Annotated in this window: 20 protein-coding genes; 17 read left to right on the plus strand and 3 right to left on the minus strand. The window is 71.2% G+C overall.

From position 1 onward, the window contains the following. Position 1: 1 nt before the first annotated feature. Together GC203_RS20585 and GC203_RS20590 are read left to right on the plus strand one after the other, a co-directional pair. The gene (locus GC203_RS20585; RefSeq protein WP_293458422.1) at positions 2-1,096 is read left to right on the plus strand and encodes an enolase C-terminal domain-like protein; all 1,095 of its coding nucleotides are present in this window, start codon (positions 2-4) and stop codon (positions 1,094-1,096) included. Further along, positions 1,093-4,038, plus strand: coding sequence for an FAD-binding and (Fe-S)-binding domain-containing protein (locus GC203_RS20590; RefSeq protein WP_293458423.1), 2,946 nt, complete (start codon positions 1,093-1,095; stop codon positions 4,036-4,038). Before GC203_RS20585 ends, GC203_RS20590 begins: the two co-directional genes overlap by 4 nt. Here the strand turns inward: GC203_RS20590 and GC203_RS20595 are convergent. Then, the gene (locus tag GC203_RS20595; RefSeq protein ID WP_293458425.1) at positions 4,035-5,033 is read right to left on the minus strand and encodes an SDR family oxidoreductase; all 999 of its coding nucleotides are present in this window, start codon (positions 5,031-5,033) and stop codon (positions 4,035-4,037) included. The two genes, GC203_RS20590 and GC203_RS20595, sit on opposite strands and share 4 nt — an antisense overlap. Before the next feature lie 79 nt (positions 5,034-5,112). Between GC203_RS20595 and GC203_RS20600 the strand changes: the two genes are divergently transcribed. From GC203_RS20600 to GC203_RS20665, 14 genes are all read left to right on the plus strand, one after another. Next, the gene (locus GC203_RS20600) at positions 5,113-6,051 is read left to right on the plus strand and encodes a cation diffusion facilitator family transporter (RefSeq protein ID WP_293458428.1); all 939 of its coding nucleotides are present in this window, start codon (positions 5,113-5,115) and stop codon (positions 6,049-6,051) included. Between the two features lie 119 nt (positions 6,052-6,170). After that, on the plus strand, positions 6,171-6,836 hold the full coding sequence (locus GC203_RS20605; RefSeq protein WP_293458429.1) for a cytochrome c3 family protein: 666 nt from the start codon (positions 6,171-6,173) through the stop codon (positions 6,834-6,836). Between the two features lie 25 nt (positions 6,837-6,861). Next, on the plus strand, positions 6,862-9,780 hold the full coding sequence (locus tag GC203_RS20610; protein ID WP_293458430.1) for a TAT-variant-translocated molybdopterin oxidoreductase: 2,919 nt from the start codon (positions 6,862-6,864) through the stop codon (positions 9,778-9,780). After that, the gene (nrfD, locus tag GC203_RS20615; RefSeq protein ID WP_293458431.1) at positions 9,773-11,128 is read left to right on the plus strand and encodes an NrfD/PsrC family molybdoenzyme membrane anchor subunit; all 1,356 of its coding nucleotides are present in this window, start codon (positions 9,773-9,775) and stop codon (positions 11,126-11,128) included. Before GC203_RS20610 ends, nrfD begins: the two co-directional genes overlap by 8 nt. Next, complete coding sequence (locus GC203_RS20620; RefSeq protein ID WP_293458432.1) at positions 11,121-11,681, plus strand: DUF3341 domain-containing protein; 561 nt, start codon at positions 11,121-11,123, stop codon at positions 11,679-11,681. The genes nrfD and GC203_RS20620 overlap by 8 nt, the downstream gene beginning before the upstream one ends. Continuing rightward, on the plus strand, positions 11,678-12,211 hold the full coding sequence (locus tag GC203_RS20625) for a cytochrome c (RefSeq protein ID WP_293458433.1): 534 nt from the start codon (positions 11,678-11,680) through the stop codon (positions 12,209-12,211). Before GC203_RS20620 ends, GC203_RS20625 begins: the two co-directional genes overlap by 4 nt. Next, positions 12,201-13,247: a hypothetical protein gene (locus tag GC203_RS20630; RefSeq protein ID WP_293458434.1), complete on the plus strand. Its 1,047-nt coding sequence runs from the start codon at positions 12,201-12,203 to the stop codon at positions 13,245-13,247. The genes GC203_RS20625 and GC203_RS20630 overlap by 11 nt, the downstream gene beginning before the upstream one ends. Then, the gene (locus GC203_RS20635; RefSeq protein ID WP_293458435.1) at positions 13,244-13,615 is read left to right on the plus strand and encodes a hypothetical protein; all 372 of its coding nucleotides are present in this window, start codon (positions 13,244-13,246) and stop codon (positions 13,613-13,615) included. The genes GC203_RS20630 and GC203_RS20635 overlap by 4 nt, the downstream gene beginning before the upstream one ends. Continuing rightward, on the plus strand, positions 13,612-14,406 hold the full coding sequence (locus GC203_RS20640) for an SCO family protein (protein ID WP_293458436.1): 795 nt from the start codon (positions 13,612-13,614) through the stop codon (positions 14,404-14,406). The genes GC203_RS20635 and GC203_RS20640 overlap by 4 nt, the downstream gene beginning before the upstream one ends. Continuing rightward, positions 14,403-15,347: a cytochrome c oxidase subunit II gene (gene coxB, locus GC203_RS20645; protein WP_293458437.1), complete on the plus strand. Its 945-nt coding sequence runs from the start codon at positions 14,403-14,405 to the stop codon at positions 15,345-15,347. Before GC203_RS20640 ends, coxB begins: the two co-directional genes overlap by 4 nt. Continuing rightward, the gene (locus GC203_RS20650; RefSeq protein WP_293458438.1) at positions 15,344-16,975 is read left to right on the plus strand and encodes a cbb3-type cytochrome c oxidase subunit I; all 1,632 of its coding nucleotides are present in this window, start codon (positions 15,344-15,346) and stop codon (positions 16,973-16,975) included. Before coxB ends, GC203_RS20650 begins: the two co-directional genes overlap by 4 nt. Further along, the gene (locus GC203_RS20655) at positions 16,968-17,606 is read left to right on the plus strand and encodes a cytochrome c oxidase subunit 3 (RefSeq protein ID WP_293458439.1); all 639 of its coding nucleotides are present in this window, start codon (positions 16,968-16,970) and stop codon (positions 17,604-17,606) included. Before GC203_RS20650 ends, GC203_RS20655 begins: the two co-directional genes overlap by 8 nt. A 3-nt stretch (positions 17,607-17,609) precedes the next feature. Then, positions 17,610-17,885, plus strand: coding sequence for a cytochrome C oxidase subunit IV family protein (locus GC203_RS20660; RefSeq protein WP_293458440.1), 276 nt, complete (start codon positions 17,610-17,612; stop codon positions 17,883-17,885). Between the two features lie 79 nt (positions 17,886-17,964). Beyond that, complete coding sequence (locus GC203_RS20665; protein ID WP_293458441.1) at positions 17,965-18,303, plus strand: hypothetical protein; 339 nt, start codon at positions 17,965-17,967, stop codon at positions 18,301-18,303. A gap of 5 nt (positions 18,304-18,308) precedes the next feature. Here the strand turns inward: GC203_RS20665 and GC203_RS20670 are convergent, their stop codons facing one another. Further along, complete coding sequence (locus GC203_RS20670) at positions 18,309-19,571, minus strand: sodium:proton antiporter (RefSeq protein ID WP_293458442.1); 1,263 nt, start codon at positions 19,569-19,571, stop codon at positions 18,309-18,311. Between the two features lie 101 nt (positions 19,572-19,672). Between GC203_RS20670 and GC203_RS20675 the strand changes: the two genes are divergently transcribed. Continuing rightward, complete coding sequence (locus tag GC203_RS20675; RefSeq protein WP_293458443.1) at positions 19,673-20,401, plus strand: DUF4396 domain-containing protein; 729 nt, start codon at positions 19,673-19,675, stop codon at positions 20,399-20,401. Positions 20,402-20,410: 9 nt separating this feature from the next. Here GC203_RS20675 and GC203_RS20680 read toward each other — a convergent pair whose 3' ends face one another. Next, positions 20,411-20,659, minus strand: coding sequence for a hypothetical protein (locus GC203_RS20680; protein ID WP_293458444.1), 249 nt, complete (start codon positions 20,657-20,659; stop codon positions 20,411-20,413). Positions 20,660-20,693: the final 34 nt, after the last annotated feature.

The raw sequence follows: 20,693 nt of genomic DNA on the forward strand, positions 1-20,693 counted from the left end.
CATGGCCCTCTCCTCCGCGCCGATTACCGCCATCGAGACCGAGGTCTTCCGGATTCCGACCGACGCGCCGGAGTCCGACGGCACCCTGGAATGGGACACCACGACCCTGGTCCTCGTGCGGGTCCGGGGCGGCGGGGATGAAGGCCTCGGCTACACCTACGCCTCATCCGCCGCGGCCCAGGTGATCGCCGACACGCTGACCGAACATGTCGTCGGACTGGACGCTCTGGACGTCGCCGGCGCGTGGGAACGTATGCGGGCGCAGGTGCGCAACCTCGGCTCGCGTGGCGTCTGCGCCTGCGCCATCTCGGCGGTTGATGCGGCGCTTTGGGACCTGAAGGCCAAGCTGCTCTCCATGCCGCTCTGTATCCTGCTGGGCCGGCGGCGCGTCGCGGCCCCGGCCTACGGCAGCGGCGGCTTCACGTCCTACGACGAGGAACGGCTGTGCGCGCAGCTCGGCGGCTGGGCCGACCAGGGATGCCGCTGGGTGAAGATGAAGGTCGGCCGCGACGCCGAAGCGGACCGCACCCGCGCACGACGCGCGGCCGGCGTGATCGGCGAGGCCCAGCTGTTCGTCGACGCCAACGGCGCCTGGGACCCCAAACAGGCGCTGGAGATGGCCGACGCCTTCGCCGAGTGCGGCGTCGGCTGGTTCGAGGAACCCGTCTCAAGCGACGACCTGGAAGGCCTGGCGCTGGTGCGCGACCGCGCACCGTCGGTCATGGACATCGCCGCGGGCGAATACGGGTTCGACCCGTTCTACTTCCGACGGATGCTGGAGGCGGGCGCGGTCGACGTCTTGCAGGCCGACGCCACCCGTTGCCTCGGCGTCACAGGATTCCTGCAGGCGGCGGACCTTGCGGCCGCCTGGAACCGGGACGTCTCGGCCCACTGCGCGCCCGCGCTGCATCTGCACCCCGCCTGCGCCGCCGCGCGACTGCGCCACGTCGAATGGTTCCACGATCACGTGCGGATCGAGGCCATGCTGTTCGACGGCGCGCCTCAGCTTGCGGACGGCGAGCTGCAACCCGACCTGTCCCGGCCCGGCCTGGGCCTGGGCCTGAAGCGGCCCGACGCGGCCCGCTACGCGGCATGACCGCAGCGCCCGCCCGCCGCATGCGCACGGTGATCGATAGCGCCGGCCGCCGTCCTGTCGCCGCCGAAGGCCTGGAGTACTCTCCCGAACGCGCCGCCGCGCTCGCCCGCGCCCTCGCCGGCCGCATCGAGGGCGAGGTCCGGTTCAGCGCCGGCGACCGGGCGCTCTACGCCACCGACGCCTCGAACTACCGCCAGACGCCGATCGGCGTGGTCGTGCCGCGGACCGTCGACGACATCATCGCCACCGTGGCGACCTGCCGCGAGTTCGACGCCCCGATCACCCCGCGCGGCGGCGGCACCAGCCTGGCGGGCCAGACCTGCAACACCGCCGTGGTGATCGACGCCTCGAAGTACTTGCGCCGTATCACCGCGCTCGACCCCGAGCGGCGCATAGCCGAGGTGGAGCCCGGCTGCGTGCTCGACCACCTGCGCGACGCCGCCGAGGAACACGGGCTGACCTTCGGCCCCGACCCGGCGACCCACAGCCGCAACACCCTGGGCGGCATGATCGGCAACGATTCCTGCGGCGTGCACTCCATCATGGCGGCGCGGACGGCCGACAACGTGCGGGCGCTGGACATCCTGACCTACGACGGTCTGCGCATGACGGTCGGCGAAACGAGCCAGGCGGAGTACCGGCGCATCCTCGCCGAGGGCGGGCGCCGCGCCGAGATTTACCGCGGCATGCGCGAGCTTTGGGACCGGCACGGGGCGCTGTTCGAGAAGGCCTATCCCCAGATCCCGCGCCGCGTGTCCGGCTACGAGAACCTCGACCAGCTTTCGTGGGAGAAGGGGTTCAACGTGGCCCGCGCGCTGGTGGGCACCGAGGCCGGCTGCGCCCTCGTGCTGGGCGCGACGCTGGACCTGATCGAGAGCCCGCCGTGCCGGGTGCTCGCCCTCGTCGGCTTCGAGGATGTCTTCGCCGCGGCCGACGCGGTCTGCGACGTGCTGGACTATGGGCCGATCGGGCTGGAGGGCCTCGATGACCTGCTGGTCGACTATTTGACGCGCAAGCATCTCGACGTCTCCGAAGTGGACGTCCTGCCCGAGGGCGGCGGCTGGCTGATGGCCGAGTTCGGCGCCGACACCCGCGACGAGGCCTGCGCCAAGGCCAACCGGCTGCTCGACGCGTACACGTCCCGCGGCCACGGCGGAAAACTGCTCGCCTCCAAGGAATCCCAGCAGGGAATCTGGAAATTGCGCGAGGACGCGCTGGCGGCGACCGCCCATGTGCCCGGCGAGGGCGAGACCTATCCCGGCTGGGAGGACAGCGCGGTGCGCCGCGACCAGCTCGGCGACTATCTGCGCGACTTCAAGGCCCTCCTCCATCGCCACGGCTATGAGGCCTCGGTCTACGGCCATTTCGGCGACGGGCTGGTGCATTGCCGGATCAACTTCGACCTCAAGAGCGAGGCGGGCGTCGCCAACTGGCGGCGGTTCCTCGACGAGGCGGCCGACCTCGTGGTCCGGTACGGCGGCTCGCTCTCGGGCGAGCACGGCGACGGCCAGGCCCGCGCCGAACTGCTGGAGAAGATGTACGGCCCCGAGCTGATGGCCGCGCAGCGCGAGTTCAAGCGCCTGTGGGATCCGCAGGGGCGGATGAACCCCGGCAAGGTCATCGACCCCTACCCCATCACGTCCAACCTGCGGATCGGGCCCGACCTGAAGCCGCCGAAGATCACCCCGCACTTCGCCTATCCCGAGGACGGCGGCGATTTCGCCCAGGCGACGCAGCGCTGCGTGGGCATCGGCGTCTGCCGCCAGACCGACAATCCCTCGGGCGTCATGTGCCCCAGCTACATGGCGACGCTGGAGGAACGGCATTCCACCCGCGGCCGCGCCCGCCTGCTGTTCGAGATGATCCACGGCGGTCCGATCGACGACGTGTGGCGGAGCGAGGCCGTCGAGGAGGCGCTCGACCTCTGCCTCGCCTGCAAGGGCTGCAAGCGCGACTGTCCCGTGGACGTCGACATGGCGACCTACAAGGCCGAGTTCCGCTCTCACCACTACGAGGGCCGGCTGCGCCCGCGCGGCGCCTACGCCATGGGCCAGATCCGCCGCTGGGCCGAACTGGCGAGCCACGCGCCATGGCTGGCCAATGCGGTGTTCCGCACGCCGGGCATTGGCGGGCTCGCCAAGCGCGTCGGCGGCTTGGCGCCGGCGCGGACGGTCCCCGCCTTCGCCGGCCGCACGGCCCAGGCCTGGTGGCGAAGCCGGCCGAAGCGCGGCGCCAACGGACCGCGCGTCATCCTGTGGCCCGACACCTTCAACAACTTCTTCCGCCCCGAAACCGCCGTCGCCGCGGTGAAGGTGCTGGAGAGCCTGGGCTATGCGGTGGAGCTGCCGCGCGCCTCGCTCTGCTGCGGACGACCGCTCTACGACTGGGGCTGGATCGACCAGGCGAAGGGCCTGTGGCGGCGCACCCTCGACGTGCTGGGCGACGACATCCGGGCCGGCGTGCCGATCGTGGGCCTGGAGCCGGCGTGCGTCAGCGCCTTCCGTGACGAACTGCCGGGCCTGTTCCCGAAGGATCCGCTGGCCAAGCGGCTGTCGGAGCAGACCCTGTTCCTCACCGAGTTCCTCGACCGCGAGGGCCGCCGGCCCGTGCTGCGCGATCCGACCGACGCCATCGAGCAGCTCCACTGCCACCACCACGCCGTCCTCGATCCCAAGGCGGAGGCCCGGGTCCTGGCCGCGAGCGGCGTCGAGGCCCGGCCGCTTCCGTCCGGCTGCTGCGGCATGGCCGGATCGTTCGGCTTCGAGGCCGGGAAGTACGATGTCTCGATGACAGCGGCCGAGCGCGTGTTGCTCCCCGCGGTGCGCGAGGCGCCCAAGGACACGGTGGTCCTGGCCAACGGCTTCAGCTGCCGCGAACAGATCGAGCAGGGTTCGGGCCGCGAGACCCTCCACGTCGCCGAATTGCTGGCGCGAGCCCTCTAGCTGCGCAGGCTGCGGCCGAGGGCGACGCCGGCTCCGAGGAAGGCCAGCGCGCCACCGATGACCGCGCCCATGCGGACCCCCGGCCCCGGCAGCAGGACGGCCCGGCGATGGGCCTTGGCGCCGAACGAGCCCTCGGTGCGATGCGGCCCGGCGACGGGCGCGAACAGGTTGTCCTCGCGATGCGCGCCGACCGGCTGGCGGGTCTCCTGGCCCTTCACCGCCGACCGGGCGAGGCGGCGGTCCAGATAGCCGGGCGCGATCATGTTGCCCACGATGGTCAGCAGGGTCGTGCGGCCCAGCCAGTATTCACGTTCCGAGCCGTGGGCCGCGCGCCAGATCGCGTCGGCCGCCGCCTGGGGCGCATAGATGCGGCCCATCGGCCGGGGCTGGCGCTCCACATGGACCCGCGCCCAATCGAACTGGGGCGTGTTCACCGCCGGCAGCTCGACGATCGAGACGTGGATGCCGGCGCGTTCGTGGATCAGCTCCGCGCGCAGCGAATTCGTGAAGCCGCGGATCGCGTGCTTGGCGCCGCAGTAGGCCGCCTGGAGCGGGATGCCGCGGTAGGCCAGCGCCGAGCCGACCTGGACGATCGCACCGCCGCCCGCCGGCCGCATGTGGCGCAGGGCGGCCATGGTCCCGTGCACGCAGCCCAGATAGGTGACGTCCGTGACGCGCCGGAACTCGGCCGGTTCGATCCGTTCGACCGGCGAGAACACCGTCGCCATGGCGTCGTTGATCCAGATGTCGGGCGGTCCCCAGGCCTCGGCGGCCTTGTCGGCGGCGGCGAAGACGGCGGCGGCGTCGGAGACATCGGCCGGCAGCGCCAGCGCCTCGCCGCCGAGGCGCTCGACTTCCTGGACGACTTCGGCGAGGGCGTCGGGGTCGCGGGCGATCAGGCCGACGCGAGCGCCGGACTGGGCGAAGCGGTGCGCCGTGGCGCGGCCGACCCCGGCCGACGCCCCGGTGATGATCACGGTTTCCTGCTGGGACATGGCTTGGCAACTCGCACGGGCCGCGACGGTTCCCCGCGCGGCGGAACCGACCGGCGCGGGGACTGTTGCGCTTCTGGTCATGCGCGCCGGATCGCCCCAACACGCGCGGCAGGGTTCGAAGGTGGTGATCTTCGCGGCCCTGGCCGGCAATCTCGCCATCGCCTCGGCGAAGCTGGTGGCGTTCGCCTTCACGGCCAGTTCGGCGATGCTGACCGAGGCGATCCACTCGTTCGTCGACACGGGCAACCAGGGCCTGATGTACCTGGGCCTGCGGCGCGGCGACCGTCCGGCGGACGACAGCCACCCGTTCGGCTACGGCATGGAGGTCTATTTCTGGACCTTCGTCGTGGCCCTGCTGATCTTCGCGGTCGGCGGGGCGGTATCGATCTGGGAGGGAGTGGAGAAGATCCGCGCGCCCGCCGAGATCAGCCAGCCCTGGATCAATTTCGCGGTCATCGGCGTCGCGATCGTGTTCGAGGGGACCTCGTTCACAGTGGCGCTGCGGGAATTCAACCGCGTCCGGTCGGGCGGTCTGCTGGCGTCCATCCGGCGCAGCAAGGACCCCACCGTGTTCGCGGTGGTGTTGGAGGACTCGGCCGCCCTGACCGGCCTGCTCGTCGCGGCCGCCGGCTTGGCCGCCAGCGTCTGGCTGCACCTCGCCTGGGCCGACGGCGCGGCTTCGTGCCTGATCGGCGCCCTGCTGATCCTCGTCGCGGCCTTCCTGGCCAACGAGACGCGCAGCCTGCTGACCGGCGAAGGGGCCTCGGCCCGGGTGGTGCGCGCCATTCGCGAAACGGCGGCCCGACATCCCCACGTCGAACAGGTGCGGGAAATCCAGAGCCTACATGTCGGGCCCGAGCGCATCCTGGTCGGCCTGTCCATCGAGTTCGCCCCCAGCCTTTCGCGCGCCGAGCTGGATCGCGCCGTCCGCGAGACGGCGGCGCAGATCGCCAAGGTGGACGGACGCATCTTCGAGGTGTTCCTGCGGCCCGACAGTCCGTCGGCTGACGCATATTAGATCGTGCCGCGATATTTTTTTCCGAATTGGCTCCCCTGCGCGGAACCTAGGCCGGGTCTGACGGTTCCGCTTGTCGCCACCATTGGATTGCGGAGCGACCGGGTCGGCGACGGACGGGAATGCCACAGATCTTCAAGCCTTCGGCCGATACCTGGCTGCGCACCTTCGCGGCCGTCGCTGCGCTTGGCCTGATCGCCGCAGCGCTGTTCGGCGCCGGCGTGGCCCGTTCCGACTGGGTGACGCGCGCGGGCTGGCCCGTCGAGCAGCCGGTTCCGTTCAGCCACAAGCACCATGTCGGCGATCTGGGCCTCGACTGCCGCTACTGCCACAGCGACGTGGAAGAAGGCCGCTACGCCGGCCTGCCCTCCAGCCACGTCTGCATTACCTGCCATTCGCAGCTCTGGACGGGCGCGGAAGTGCTCGAACCGGTCCGGGCGAGCTTCGCCGAGAACCGTCCGATCGCGTGGAAGCGCGTCGCCGCCCTGCCCGAGTACGTCTATTTCGACCACCACATCCATGTCGCGCGCGGGGTCCCGTGCGTGGAGTGCCACGGGCGCATCGACGAGATGCCGCTGACCTGGCGCGCCAAGCCGCTGCAGATGCGATTCTGCATCGACTGCCACCGCGATCCCGCGCCCCGTCTGCGCCCCGTCAACCAGGTCACGCGCATGGACTGGACGGGCTGGGCGAGCGACCCGGCCAACCGCGGCTTCGGCGAACGGGCCATGCGCAGGTTCCACATCCAGCCGGCCAAGCTGACCGACTGCAACGTCTGCCACAGGTGATCGGATGGCGGCGCGGACGGGATCGGTGAAGCGACGCGCCCAGGCCCAGGCGGCCGGGGCGCTGGCCGGACGGACCGGCCGCCGGTTCTGGCGCGCGCTGGAAGAACTGGCCGACGCCCCATCGTTCCGCCGCGCGCTGCGCGCCGAATTCCCCAACGCGTTCGAAGGCGTCTCCGACACGGACCGCCGCGACGTCCTGCGGGTGATGGGCGCCTCGTTGGCGCTCGCCGGGCTCGGCGGTTGCACGCCGGCGCCCGCCCCTGATGCGCGGCCCTACGTCACCCAGCCGGACCAGACCGTCCTTGGCCGCCCGCGCTTCTACGCGACCGCCGTGACCTTCGACGGCTATGCGCAACCGGTGCTGGGCGAGACGCACGAAGGCCGCCCGACCAAGCTGGAAGGCCTGCCCGAGCATCCGGCCGTCCGCGGCAGCGCCGACGCCTTCACCCAGGCCGCCATTCTCGACCTATACGATCCCGACCGGTCGCGGGGCCCGCTGCATCTCAACCAGCCCTGCGACTGGGCGGCGTTCGACACGGCCATGGTGGAGAACGGGGCGCATCTCGACGCCACCGGCGGCGAGGGTTTCCGCCTGCTGACCGGACCCGCGACCTCGCCGACCCTGGCCCGCCAGGTGGCGGCCCTCCTCCGGCGCTGGCCCAGGGCGCGGTGGCATGTGCACGACCCGGCGGGCGGCGACCTGCGCCGGGAGGCGACGCGGTTCGCGTTCGGCCGCCCGCTGGACGCTCTGCCCCGCCTCGACCGCTGCGCCGCGATCGTCAGTTTCGACGACGACCTCCTGGGCCCTGGCCCGCGCCAGACCGCCAACGCCCGCGACTGGTCGGCCGCCCGCAAGGCGTTCCAGGCCGACGGCGAACCGTGCCGCCTGCTGGTCGCCGAGCCGGCCCCGACGCTGACGGGCGCCATCGCCGGCGAGCGGCTCGTCGCCTCGGCGGATGAGACGGGATTGCTGCTCCGGGCGCTGGCGGCGCGCTTCAGCGAAGGGCCCGAGCCGAGCCTCGCCCTCACGGCCCGGCAGGTCGAATGGCTGAACGCCGCCGAGGCCGCGCTGCGCGCTGCGCCGGGCGCGGCGCTGGTCACGGCCGGACCCTGGTGCGATCCGGCGGCGCAGGCGCTCGCGCTGCGGCTGACCGCGCGCCTGGGCGGCCTGGGGCGGACCCTGAGCCTGGTCGAGCCGATCCAGGCCTGGCCCGACGGGGACGGTTCCCTGGCCGCGCTGGTCGCCGACATGGCCGCCGGGCGCGTCGACACCTTGGCGATCCTCGACGCCAACCCGGCCTATTCCGCGCCCGCAGACCTCGGCTTCGCCGCCGCCTTGCGCAAGGTGCGCCTGCGCATCCACGCCGGGCTGCACGCCGACGAGACGGCGACCCTGTGCCATTGGCACGCGCCGTTGGCGCACGACCTGGAAAGCTGGAGCGACGCCCGCGCCGTCGACGGTCGCCCCAGTCTGATCCAGCCCCTGGTGCAGCCGTTCTACAGCGTGCGGGCCCGCTCGGCGGTGCTGGAGAACCTCCAGGGCCGACTGGACGCGAACCCGCGGGACCTGCTGGTCGAGACCTGGCGCGCGCGCCTGGGCGACTGGGGCGATCCACGTTGGAACGCCGCCCTGGCCGCCGGCTTCCTCGACCAGCCGGCCGGGGAGGTCTCGGCCTCGCCGACCGCCGCGCCGCCGCCGTCGAGCGCGCCGCGCGCGGAGGGCCTGACGGTGCTGGTGCGGCCCGACCCCTGCCTCTGGGACGGCGCGCGGGCCAACAATCCCTGGCTCCAGGAACTGCCCAAGCCCTTCACCAAGCTCACCTGGGACAACGCCGTCCTGGTGGCGCCCGCCCTGGCCGCCTCGGCGAAGCTGAAGAACGGCGACGTCGTGCGCCTGGGCGCGGCGGGCCGCGAGATCACCGGCCCGGTCTGGGTCGTTCCCGGCCTGCACCGGCGCACGGTGCTGGTCCACACCGGCTACGGCCGGCGGGCCCCGCGGCAGCTCTGCGATGGCCGCGGCTTCGACGCCACGCCCCTGCGGACCGCCGCCTCGCCCTGGCGGCTCGACGGCGCGCGCCTCGAGCGGACGGGCCGTCGCGCCGAACTCGCCAGCACCCAGCTCAACACCGCCCTGGACGGCTTCGACTTCGTCCGCACCACGAGCCGGGCCGACGTCGCGCCCGCGCCGCCCCCCGAGCCGCCGCCGACGCTCTATCCCGAGAAGGTCCGCGAGGGGCCGCAGTGGGGCATGGCCGTCGACACCGACCTCTGCATCGGCTGCAACGCGTGCGTCACCGCCTGCGACGCCGAGAACAACGTCGCCATGGTCGGCAAGGCCCAGGTCGCCAAGGGCCGCGAGATGCACTGGATGCGCATCGACCAGTACCACGAGGGGCCGCCCGACGATCCGCAGCTCTTCAACCAGCCGGTGCCGTGCATGCACTGCGAGGAGGCGCCCTGCGAGATGGGCTGCCCGGTCAATGCGACGGTCCACTCCCACGACGGACTGAACCTGCAGGTCTACAACCGCTGCATCGGCACGCGGACCTGCTCGTCGTTCTGTCCGTACAAGGTCCGGCGGTTCAACTGGTTCGACTTCACCGGCGACGACCCGCCCGAGCGCCAGGCCGCGCGCAATCCCGAGGTGACCGTCCGCGACCGCGGCGTGATGGAGAAGTGCACCTACTGCGTCCAGCGCATCGAGAAGGCGCGCATCCAGGCCAAGGTCGAGAACCGGCCGCTACGGGACGGCGAGGTGCGGACCGCCTGCCAGCAGACGTGCCCGACGGAGGCCATCGTGTTCGGCGACGTGTCCGACCCCGACAGCGCAGTCAGCCGCTTGAAGGCCCAGCGCCGCAACTACGCCCTGCTGGAGGAGGTGGGGACGCGGCCGCGCACCACCTACCTGGCGCGGCTGGCCGACCGGGAGCGCGGCGATGGCTGAGCGCCGCCCGAACCGCGCCTCCGACGCCGACCGCGACGCCGCGGTCACGCGCGCGATCACCCGGATCCCGCTCGACTACCCGCATCGCCTGGCCTGGTGGCTGTTCTTCCTCGCCGCGCTCGGCCTGCTGGCCGTCTTCCTCGTCTCGGTGACCGTGCTGTTCGCCCGCGGCGTCGGGGTGTGGGGCAACAACATCCCGGTCAACTGGGGCATCGCGATCTCCAACTACGTCTGGTGGCTGGGGATCGGCCAGGGCGGCACCCTGATCTCGGCGCTGCTGCTGCTGGTGCAGCAGCACTGGCGCAATTCGCTGAACCGCTTCGCCGAGACCGTGACGGTGTTCGCGGTGATCTGCGCCGGCATCTACCCGATCCTGCACCTGGGCCGACCGTGGCTCTTCTACTGGATGGCGCCCTACCCCAGCACCATGGGCGTGTGGCCGCAGTTCAAGAGCCCGCTGGCCTGGGACTTCTTCGCCGTCGTCACCTACCTGACCGTCTCGATCGTCTTCTGGTACGTGGGCGCGATCCCCGACTTCGCCTCGACCCGCGACCGCGCCAAGCGGCGCAGCGCCCAGGTGTTCTATGGCCTCCTCGCTTTGGGCTGGCGCGGCGCCGCGCGGCACTGGGCCCGCTGGCGCCAGGCCTACCGGCTCAGCGCGGCCCTGGCGGTGCCGCTGGTGGTGTCGTTCCACTCCGAGGTTTCGCTGCTGATGTCGGCGGGGCCGATCCCGGGCTGGGCCTCGACCGTGTTCCCCGCCCACTTCGTGGCGGGCGCGGCGTTCTCGGGCTTCGCCGTCGTGGCGATGCTGGCGACCGTCCTGCGCAAGACCCTGGGCCTGCAGGACCTGGTCACCGCCAAGCACCTCGACATGCTGGGCAAGCTGATGCTCGTGACCGGAATGCTGACCGCCTACGGCTACTTCGCCGAGGCGTTCAACGCGCTCTATTCCGGGGAGGCGCACGAGCTCCAGACCCTGCGCGACCGGTTCGCCGGCGCCTATGCCTGGAGCTATTGGGGGGCGGTCATCCTCAACTTCGTCCCGCTCCAGCTGATGTGGCTGCGGCGGTTCCGCTGCAACCCCGCCTGCCTGTTCCTGGTGGGCCTGAGCGGCGCGGTCGGCATGTGGCTGGAGCGCTACATGCTGGTCGTCACCTCGCTCTACCGCGACTACCTGGTGTCGTCCTGGGGCGCCTACCACGCCAGCGTCTGGGAATGGCTGCTCTTCGCCGGGACGGTCGGCCTCTTCATGGTCGGCTTCCTGCTCTTCGTGCGCTTGGCGCCGATGATGTCGGCCTTCGAGATCAAGGCCGCGATCTTCGAGCACGAGGAGTCGGTCGATGTCTGACCGGAAGGCCGGCGACCGCATCTATGGGCTCGTGGCCGAGTTCGACCGGCCGGAGAAGCTGCTGGAGGCCGCGCGGCGCGCCCGCGAGGCCGGCTTCGTGCGCTTCGAGGCCTGCTCGCCCTTCCCCATCGAGGGCCTGAGCGAGGTCATAGGCTTCCACGAGCCCTGGACGCCGCTCGCCACCCTGCTCGGCGCGATCGCCGGCGTGGCGTTGGGCTACGGCCTGCAGGTCTATGCGGCGCAGGACTACCCCATCGACATCGGCGGCCGGCCGCTGGTCGCCCCGCCGGCCTTCGCCATCGTCACCTTCGAGTTCCTGATCCTGTTCGGCGTGCTGGGCGCCGTGGTGACCATGCTGGCGCTCGACCGCCTGCCGCGCCTGCACCATCCGCTGTTCGAGCTGGAGCGCTTCCATCTCGCGAGCCTCAACCGCTTCTTCCTGGTGATCGAGGCGCGCGACCCCAAGTTCCACCCACGCCGCAGCCGCGACTTCCTGGAGAAGCTGGATCCGGTGCGCGTCGACGAGGCGCCGTTCGCCGAGGCGCAAGCATGAGGCCGTGGCTCGTCCTCCTCCTGTTGCCGGCGCTGGCCGGTTGCGACGAGATGTCCCGACAGCCGCGCGACGACGTCTATCGCGCCTCGCCCCTGTTCGCCGACGGCGCGGCGATGCAGGCGCCTCCGCCGGGAGCCGTGGCGCGCGACGCGCCGGCCTGGGACGCGGCGCTGGCCGAGCGGCCGCCCATGACGCCGGCGCTGCTGGCCCGCGGCCGCGAGCGATATCGGATCTTCTGCCAGCCCTGCCACGACGCGTCGGGCTCGGGTCACGGGATCATCCCAGCTCGCGGCTTCCCGCAGCCGCCCGACTTCAATTCCGAGCGCCTGCGCCAGGCTTCGTCCCAGACCTTCGTCGACGTGATCGGTCACGGCCATGGCGTTATGTTCGCCTACGGCGATCGCGTGCCGCCCGGCGACCGCTGGGCGATCGCCGCCTACATCCGCGCGCTCCAACTCAGCCAGCACGCGCCCGCCGCCGACCTGGCCGCTGGGGACCGCGCCCGACTGGAGGCCCCGCATGGCCGGTAGGCTGACGCGCGGCGATCGCCTGGCGCTGGCCGGGTTGGCGGGATGCGGCGCGGCGCTCGTCCTGGCCGCCGTGCTCCCGCCGACCGCCTGGCGGGCTTGGCTCGCCGCGGCCTTCGCCTGCGGCGCGACCCCGATCGGCGCCATGGCGCTGCTGATGACCATGCGGCTCGTGCCCGGCGACTGGGCGCAGGAGCTGGGGCCGTTCATGGAGGCCGGCGTGCTGCTGCTGCCGCTCTGCGCCGTCCTGCTTGTCCCGGTGCTCGTCGAGGTCGGCGCGATCTATCCCTGGATGACGGAGCAGGCCCCGACGGCGTTCAAGGCGGCGTGGCTCTCCCCGCTGTTCTTCGCAGCGCGCACCATCCTGTGGTTCGCCCTGCTGATCGGCCTGGCGTTCCTCCTCGTGGTCCGGCGACTCACGGCCCCCGCCATCGCCTGCGTGGGCGTGATCCTCTTCCCGGTCCTCGGCGCCTTCGTCGCCATCGACTGGGTGCTGTCGCTCGCCCCGAACTTCGCGTCGTCGGGGTTCGGCCTCTACGTCATCTGCATCCAGGCGCTCAGCGCGATGGCGATGGCGATGGCGGCGCTGGTCGCTTCGGGCCGGACGATCCAGCGACCCGGAATCCTCGGCGGGGTGCTGCTCAGCCTGCTGCTGCTGTGGGCCTATTTCGCCTTCATGCACTACCTGATCGTCTGGTCGGAGAACCTTCCGGCCGGCGTGCGCTGGTACCAGCGGCGATCGGGCGGCTGGGGACTCCTGATGTGGGCGATTGCCGCCACCCGGCTGGCGCCGGCCTTCCTCCTGTTCTTCCGGGCGGTGCGAAAGAGCCCGCCGCGCCTGCTCGTTCTCAGCCTCGTCGTGCTGGGCGGGACGGTGCTGGAGGCCGCGTGGCTGATCCTGCCGGCCGACGGGGCCGGGCGCAGCGCGACGCCGCTCGACGGGGCGCTCTACGGCCTCGCTCTTGTCGCCATGACGGCGCTCATGGCCGGACTGGCGCCGCGCGCCCTGGCCTGGCGCGACGCGAGGCGCGCGCCATGAGCCGCCGCGCCAACCCGGGATACCAGGTCGACGAGACCTCGGCCCGCATCGCCGGCCTCACGCTGCTGGGCCTGATCGCGCTGATCCCGCTGAGCGCTCTCCTGATGTGGGCGATGTTCCTGGCGTTCGCCGCCTGGCGGCCCGGCCCGCCGCCGACGCCGGCCCAGCCCTCGACGGCCGCTGCTCCGGCCCCGCAGCTCCAGGCCGCGCCGATGGCGGAGCGGCTGGTGATCGAGCGCGCCGCGGACGACCGGCTCTCGGGCTACGCCTGGATCGACCGCCAGGCCGGGCTGGCGCGCATCCCCATCGGGCGGGCCATGGCGATCCAGGCCACGCGCGGCTGGCCCGACGCGGAGGCCCGGCCATGATCTCGCGCGCGGTCCTGGCGGTGATCGTCGCCCTCGTCCTGGCCGCCGGTGCGGCCGCGCGACCCGAACCGTTCGATCCGTTCGGCGCCGCGGGCGTCGACCAGAAGCCCGGCGCGCAGATCCCGCTCGACCGCCGGTTCCAGGACGAGACCGGCCGAACGGTCAGCCTACGCGAGCTCGCCGACGGAAAGCCGCTGGTGCTGGCGCCAGTGCAGCATCGCTGTCCCAACCTGTGCGCGCTCACGCTGGAAGGCCTGCGCGACGCCTTCACCGGACAGTCGTTCAAGCCCGGCAAGGATTTCGTGCTCGTGGCGCTGGGCATCGATCCCCACGAGACCCGCGACGCCGCGGAGCTGTCCGAGCGGCGCATGACCGGCGGGCCGGACGCGGCCAGCGGCATCCACGCCCTGACCGGCAAGCCGGAAGACATCGCCGCGGTCACCAAGGCGCTGGGCTACCGCTACGCCTGGGATCCCCGCATCGGCCAGTACGCCCACATCGCCGCCGTGGCGGTCCTGACGCCGAAGGGCAAGCTGGCGCGCTGGCTCTACGGCCTGGCGCCCAAGCCGGAGGACTTCCACCTCGCCCTGATCGACGCCGGGCAGGGGCAGGTCGGCGACCTGGGCGATCAGATCCGCCTGCTCTGCTACCACTACGACCCGGTCACCGGCCAATACAGCAACCTCATCTGGTCGGCGCTGCGCTGGGGCGGCGGGCTCACCATCGCAGGCCTCGCCGGGATCATCGGCTTCGCCATGCTGCGCGAACGTCGCCGCAGGCGGGTCGCATGAGCGGGCTGTTCCAATTGGCGCCGCCTGAGGCGTCGGCCCACGCCGCCCAGGTGGACCACATCTTCCTGGGCTTCCTGGCGCTTACCGTGCTGCTCACCGCCCCGGTGTTCGTGCTGCTCATCTACTACGCCGCGAAGTATCGGCAGGGCCGCCCGGCCGACCGCACGCACGCCCCCAGCCGCGGCCCGCTGATCGAGACCTCCTGGGCCGTGATCCCGTTCCTGCTGGCCATCGGGTTCTTCGTCTGGGGGACCTTCCTGTTCTTCCAGGGCAGTCGCGCGCCGCTGGACGCCCTGACGATCAACGTCGTCGGCAAGCAGTGGATGTGGAAGTTCGAGCATCCCGGCGGGCAGCGCGAGATCGATGCGCTGCACGTCCCGACCGGCCGGCCGGTGCGCCTGGTGATGACGTCCCAGGACGTGATCCACAGCCTCTACCTGCCGGCCCTGCGCCTGAAGCAGGACGTGCTGCCGGGGCGCTACACCAGCCTGTGGTTCAACGCCGACCGGCCCGGCGTCTACGCCATCCGCTGCGCGGAGTTCTGCGGCTTCGACCACTCGGTGATGGGCGGGCGCTTCATTGTGATGCGGCCGGAAGCCTACGCCCGCTGGCTGGCCCAGGCCGGCACGGACGGCTCGCTGGCCGACCAGGGCTTCAAGCTGTTCCGCGCGCATGGGTGCAGCGGCTGCCACAGCGACCAGTCGACCCGCCGCGCGCCCGCTCTCGCCGGGCTTTACGGCCGGGCCACCCCGCTCGAGGACGGGCGGATCGTCACCGCCGACGACCAGTACCTGCGCGACAGCATCCTCTATCCGGCGCGCGACGTGGCCGCCGGCTACGCCCCCATCATGCCCACCTTCGCCGGACAGCTCTCGGAGGCCGAGGTCCTGCGGCTGGTGGCCTATCTGAAGTCGCTCGGACCGAAGGAGCCGGCCCAATGACCGCCGAGCCCGCCCTGCAGACCCCCGAAGAGAAGGTGAGCTACCTGGCCGCCGGCCATAGCGTGCGCTCGTGGCTGCTCACCACCGACCACAAGCGGATCGCGATCCTCTACCTGATCTCGATCACCGGCTTCTTCTTCATCGCCGGCATCGCCGCGGCGCTGATCCGCCTCGATCTGCTGACGCCCCAGGGCGACCTGTTGACCAACGAGGGCTACGACCGCGCCTTCACCCTCCACGGCATCGTCATGGTCTGGTTCTTCCTGATCCCGTCGATCCCCAACACCTTCGGCAACTTCCTGATCCCGCTGATGATCGGGGCCAAGGACGTGGCGTTCCCGCGGCTCAACCTGCTGAGCTGGTACATCTACGTGCTGGGCGGGCTGTTCACGGTCTACGTCCTGATCGTCGGCGGGGTCGACACCGGCTGGACCTTCTACACCCCGCTCTCGACCATGTTCGCCAATGGCCATGTGATCGCCGTGGCCATCGCGGTCTTCATCGTCGGCTTCTCGTCGATCCTGACCGGGCTCAACTTCATCGTCACGATCCACAAGCTGCGGGCGCCGGGGATGACCTGGGGCCGCCTGCCGCTGTTCATCTGGTCGCACTACGCGACCTCGCTGATCCTGGTGCTGGCGACGCCGGTGCTGGCGGTGACCCTGGTGCTGCTGGCCTCCGAGCGGCTGTTCCACCTGGGCATCTTCGACCCCGCCCTGGGCGGCGACCCGCTGCTCTTCCAGCACCTGTTCTGGTTCTACAGCCACCCGGCCGTCTACATCATGATCCTGCCGGCCATGGGCGTGATCAGCGAGCTGGTCTCGGCCGCCGCGCACAAGCGGGTGTTCGGCTACTGGTTCATCGCCTGCGCCAGCCTGGCGATCGCCGCGGTGGGGTTCCTCGTCTGGGGCCACCACATGTTCGTCGCCGGCCAGTCGATCTACGCCAGCGCGATCTTCTCGTTCCTCAGCCTGGTGGTCGCCGTGCCTTCGGCCATCAAGGTCTACAACTGGACGGCCACGCTCTACAAAGGCGACATCCGCATCGATCCGCCGCTGCTGTTCGCCATGGCCTTCATCGGCCTGTTCACGATCGGCGGGCTGACCGGCCTGATGCTGGCGCTGCTGGCGATCGACGTACACGTCCACGACACCTACTTCGTGGTGGCGCACTTCCACTACATCATGGTCGGCGGCGCGGTCAGCGCGTTCTTCGGCGCGCTGCACTTCTGGTGGCCCAAGATCACCGGCCGCATGTACTCGCTGATCTGGGGCCGGATCAGCGCCGGGCTGATCTTCTTCGGCTTCAACCTGACGTTCTTCCCCCAGTTCATCCTGGGCTACCTCGGGATGCCGCGGCGCTATCACGTCTATCCGCCGCAGTTCCAGACCCTGAACGTGCTGTCCTCGGCGGGCGCCTCGCTGCTCGCAGCGGCCTACGTCCTGCCGTTCTTCTATCTGGTCTATGCGCTGCGCAACGGCGCGCCGGCCGGCCCCAACCCGTGGAACGCCGCCGGCCTGGAATGGACGACGCCCTCGCCGCCGCCGAAGCACAATTTCGAGACCACGCCGGAGGTGGACCGGCCCGCCTACGACTACCCGCTCGCCAAGCGGTCCGCCGATGGCTGAGCACGTCACCCTGACCGAGCCCTATGTCGAGCCGCGGCAGCAGCGGCAGGCCGACTTCATGGGCATGTACGTCTTCCTCGGCACCGAAACGATGCTGTTCGGCGGCATCTTCGCCCTGGTCTTCGCCTATCGCACGCTGCACCCGGACGCCGTCGCCGAGGCGGCGCGTCACATGCGGCTGTGGATCGCGACGGCCAACACCGCGCTGCTGCTGACCTCCAGCCTGTTCGTCGCCCTGGCCGTGCACGCCGCCCGCCGCGGCGGGCGCCGCGCGGTGGCCGGCTGGCTGGGGCTGGCGATCGCGTTCGGCGCCGCCTTCCTCGCGCTGAAGGGCGTCGAGTACTGGAAGGACTACACCGAAGGGCTCATGCCGCTGATCGGGCCACACGCCAGCGTCCGCGACGGGCCGGCCGCCCTGTTCATCGACCTGTATTTCGTCGCCACGGGCCTGCACGCCATCCACATGACCGTCGGCCTCACGCTTCTGGGGACCATCGCGACCCTTGTGGGCGGCCGGCGCAAGGGTGTGCCGAGCCAGGCTGTCGTCGTCGAGATGGGCGGCCTCTACTGGCACTTCGTCGACGTGGTGTGGGTGTTCATCTACCCCCTGTTCTACCTGGCGAGGGGCTAGCCGATGTCCCGGGAGACGACGCTGCTCGTCGCGGTCTGGGCGGCGCTGATGCTGCTTCTCGCCGCAACGGTCGCGGCGACGTTCGCGCCGCTCGGCGCGCTGAAGCCGGTGCTCAATCTGGGCATCGCCTTCGCCAAGGCGAGCCTGGTCTTCTGGGTGTTCATGCACCTGCGCGAACAACCGTGGCTGGCGCGGCTTGCCGCGGTCGCCGCCGTGGCGTGGCTCTTGATGCTCATCGCGCTGACCCAAGCCGACCTGATGACGCGCAGTCTCTTCTGAGGGCGGACGGAACCCATCCCGCCGGGCGCGGTTCGTTGATGACACCCACGCCCGTCCATCACCAGGAAAGGAGGACGCCATGAGCTGGGAAATCGGCTTTGGCCTCGGCGCGTTGCTGCTGGGGTTGGGCCTGGCCTACGGTCTCTATCAGAGCGCCCACGCCAGTCGGGCCCAGAACGTCCGCGGCGAGGTCGGGGCGCACCGCCTGTACGACAGCCCCGGCGAAAGCGACCGTTCCCCCGATCACCATCCCAACCGGACGGTCCCGCCCCTGGTCTTCATCATCTGTGGGCTTCTGCTCGCATGGCTGGTCTTCGCCGGGGTGATGGCCGAACGCTCAAGCCGCGACGACGCGGCGACCCGGCTGACCGTCGAGGGCGCGGCGGCCGCCGCGCCGTTGTCGCGCCCCGAGGCCTGACGGCGTCAGGCCCCGCGATCCTCGGCGACCGGCGCCAGGGTCCGGGCCAGCTTCGAGAATGTCAGGCCCTGGACGAGGACCGAGCAGATCACGACCGCGAAGGTGACGGTCAACAGGGCCGGCCGCGCCGGCGACTGCGGCAGCGACAGCGCAAGCGCCAGCGAGATCGCGCCGTGCACGCCGCCCCAGGCCAGCACCGTGGTCGCGCGCGCTCCGCCACGCCGGAGACTGAAGGTGAGCCCCCACGGCAGGATGGTGGCCCAACGCGCCGCGGTCACCAGGACGATCGCGGCCAGGGCCAACCCCGCGTATTCGGGACGAGGCGGGGCCACGATCAGTTCCAACCCCAGCAACAGGAACAGGACGGCGTTCAGGACCTCGTCCACCAGCGTCCAGAAGCCGCGCACGTAGCGGCGGGTCATGTCGCTCATGGCCGTCTCGACGCCGCGCGCGCCCATCAGCAGCCCTGCGCCGACCACGGCGATCGGCCCGCTCACGTGGACGGCCTGGGCGATGGCGTAGACGCTCATGGCCAGGGCCAGGGTCGCGATGACCTCCACCGCATAGTCGTCGATCGCGCGAAGCGCGCGCACGGTCAGCGCGCCGGCGGCGAGGCCCAGCGCCAGCCCGCCCAGGGCCTCGAGCGCCACGCGGCCCACGAGCAGCAGCAGGTCGGGTGCGGCCTGCGCGGACGCGACCGAGACGGCGGCGCCGAAGACGACGATTCCCACGCCGTCGTTGAACAGCGCCTCCCCCAGCAGGATCGACTTCAAATTCTGTGAGAACCGGCCCTCGCGGACCGTGGCGAGCACGGCGATCGGATCGGTGGGGCAGATCAGCGCGCCGAACGCGATCGCCCAGGCCAGTGGAAGCTCCACGCCGAGCAGCCGCGCCGCGCCCCAGAGCCCGCCGCCCACCAGCAGGGTCGAGATCACGACGCCGAGCGTGGCCAGGGACGCGATCGCCGCCAGGCGGCGGCGAAGTTCGGCGAGGTCCACCTGCATCGCCCCGGCGAACAGCAGGAACGCCAGCAGATAGCCCAGGACCGCGATCGGGAAGTTCACGCTGCGGATGGCCTCCAGCGCCCGCCCCACCTCTTCCGGCGCCCATCCGAGCCTGTGGAGCGCGCTCAGCAGGGCCGCGCAGGCGATCCCCGCCAGCACCATGGCCACTGCCGTGGGCAATCCCGTGAAGCGGACGTTCAGCCATCCCGCGATGGCCACGACGACAAGGAACGCCGCGGCGAGATCAAACCCGCTGACGGTCAATCGCTTCTCCTTCCGCGCACAGATCGATCAAGGAATGCCTGGGCAATGGCGGCGCGCCGTCTTGGTTCCGAGCCGATCCGCCGCTCGCGCGTTGAAGACGGATGCAATCCAACGAAACATTCCCCGTCTGGCTTCACCTGCTGGCCTCCGCCAGTCTCGCCCTGGCGCTCGCCTGCGCCGCGCTGATCGCCGTCGATCTCGCCCGGCGCCCCCAGAAGATGTGGATCATGAACCTCGTCTGGCCTCTGACGGCGTTGTTCGGCGGCCTCTTGTGGCTGGCCGGCTATTTCGCGTGGGGACGCGCCCAGCCGCGCGGCGGCGGCGGCGGCGGCGGAGAGGCGGCCAAACCGCCATTCGCGGTGAGCGTCGCCAAGGGCGCAAGCCACTGCGGGGCCGGATGCGCCCTTGGCGACCTGATCGCCGAGTGGGCGGCCTTCGCCTGGCCCGGCCTGGCCGTCGCGTTGGGCTGGGGCGCGATCTTCGCCGAGAAGACCTTCGCCGTCTGGATCCTGGATTTCCTGGTCGCCGCCACGCTGGGCGTCGGCTTCCAGTACTTCACCATCAAGCCCATGCGGGATCTCACCGTCGGCGAAGGCGTCTGGCAGGCGCTGAAGGCCGATCTCCTGTCAATCTCAGCCTGGCAGGTGGGCATGTACGGCGCGATGGCCGTCGGCCAGTTCGCCTGGCTCAAGCCTGCCTACGGCGCCATCGCGCCGGTGGCCTCGCCCGAGTTCTGGTTCGTCATGCAGGCGGCCATGCTGGCGGGCTTCGTCACCGCCTATCCGGTCAACTGGTGGCTGATCCGCAAGGGCGTGAAGGAGGCGATGTAGGCCGGCGCCTCAGGCCTGCTCTTCGATCTGGCGCTGTTGCGTCTGGCGGCGGGCGAGCCAGAAGCCCGCGACCGTCTCGGCCAGGCCGAGCCCGGCGGTCAGCGCCGGCCGCTCCCCGAAGTAGTCCAGGAATCGCCGCCAAGGCTCCGGCCCCCGGCGCCAGACGGACACGTGTCGGCGCGGCGAGGCCAGCGCGAGCAGGCCGTCGCCGATCATCAACATCGCCAGGGTCTCCAGTCCTCGTTGCCCAAACAGCATTCCGTTCTCCTTCTCGTCATCTGAGCGGGCGCGG

This window comes from Phenylobacterium sp. (genome assembly GCF_016124325.1).
Taxonomy (GTDB): domain Bacteria; phylum Pseudomonadota; class Alphaproteobacteria; order Caulobacterales; family Caulobacteraceae; genus Phenylobacterium.

Excerpts from the sequence above, each read along its gene's own strand:
- GC203_RS20585 (WP_293458422.1), top strand. The coding sequence starts at position 2 with ATGGCCCTCTCCTCCGCGCCGATTACCGCCATCGAGACCGAGGTCTTC.
- GC203_RS20590 (WP_293458423.1), top strand. The coding sequence starts at position 1,093 with ATGACCGCAGCGCCCGCCCGCCGCATGCGCACGGTGATCGATAGCGCC.
- GC203_RS20595 (WP_293458425.1), bottom strand. The coding sequence starts at position 5,033 with ATGTCCCAGCAGGAAACCGTGATCATCACCGGGGCGTCGGCCGGGGTC.
- GC203_RS20600 (WP_293458428.1), top strand. The coding sequence starts at position 5,113 with ATGCGCGCCGGATCGCCCCAACACGCGCGGCAGGGTTCGAAGGTGGTG.
- GC203_RS20605 (WP_293458429.1), top strand. The coding sequence starts at position 6,171 with ATGCCACAGATCTTCAAGCCTTCGGCCGATACCTGGCTGCGCACCTTC.
- nrfD (WP_293458431.1), top strand. The coding sequence starts at position 9,773 with ATGGCTGAGCGCCGCCCGAACCGCGCCTCCGACGCCGACCGCGACGCC.
- GC203_RS20620 (WP_293458432.1), top strand. The coding sequence starts at position 11,121 with ATGTCTGACCGGAAGGCCGGCGACCGCATCTATGGGCTCGTGGCCGAG.
- GC203_RS20625 (WP_293458433.1), top strand. The coding sequence starts at position 11,678 with ATGAGGCCGTGGCTCGTCCTCCTCCTGTTGCCGGCGCTGGCCGGTTGC.
- GC203_RS20630 (WP_293458434.1), top strand. The coding sequence starts at position 12,201 with ATGGCCGGTAGGCTGACGCGCGGCGATCGCCTGGCGCTGGCCGGGTTG.
- GC203_RS20635 (WP_293458435.1), top strand. The coding sequence starts at position 13,244 with ATGAGCCGCCGCGCCAACCCGGGATACCAGGTCGACGAGACCTCGGCC.
- GC203_RS20640 (WP_293458436.1), top strand. The coding sequence starts at position 13,612 with ATGATCTCGCGCGCGGTCCTGGCGGTGATCGTCGCCCTCGTCCTGGCC.
- coxB (WP_293458437.1), top strand. The coding sequence starts at position 14,403 with ATGAGCGGGCTGTTCCAATTGGCGCCGCCTGAGGCGTCGGCCCACGCC.
- GC203_RS20650 (WP_293458438.1), top strand. The coding sequence starts at position 15,344 with ATGACCGCCGAGCCCGCCCTGCAGACCCCCGAAGAGAAGGTGAGCTAC.
- GC203_RS20655 (WP_293458439.1), top strand. The coding sequence starts at position 16,968 with ATGGCTGAGCACGTCACCCTGACCGAGCCCTATGTCGAGCCGCGGCAG.
- GC203_RS20660 (WP_293458440.1), top strand. The coding sequence starts at position 17,610 with ATGTCCCGGGAGACGACGCTGCTCGTCGCGGTCTGGGCGGCGCTGATG.
- GC203_RS20665 (WP_293458441.1), top strand. The coding sequence starts at position 17,965 with ATGAGCTGGGAAATCGGCTTTGGCCTCGGCGCGTTGCTGCTGGGGTTG.
- GC203_RS20675 (WP_293458443.1), top strand. The coding sequence starts at position 19,673 with ATGCAATCCAACGAAACATTCCCCGTCTGGCTTCACCTGCTGGCCTCC.
- GC203_RS20680 (WP_293458444.1), bottom strand. The coding sequence starts at position 20,659 with ATGCTGTTTGGGCAACGAGGACTGGAGACCCTGGCGATGTTGATGATC.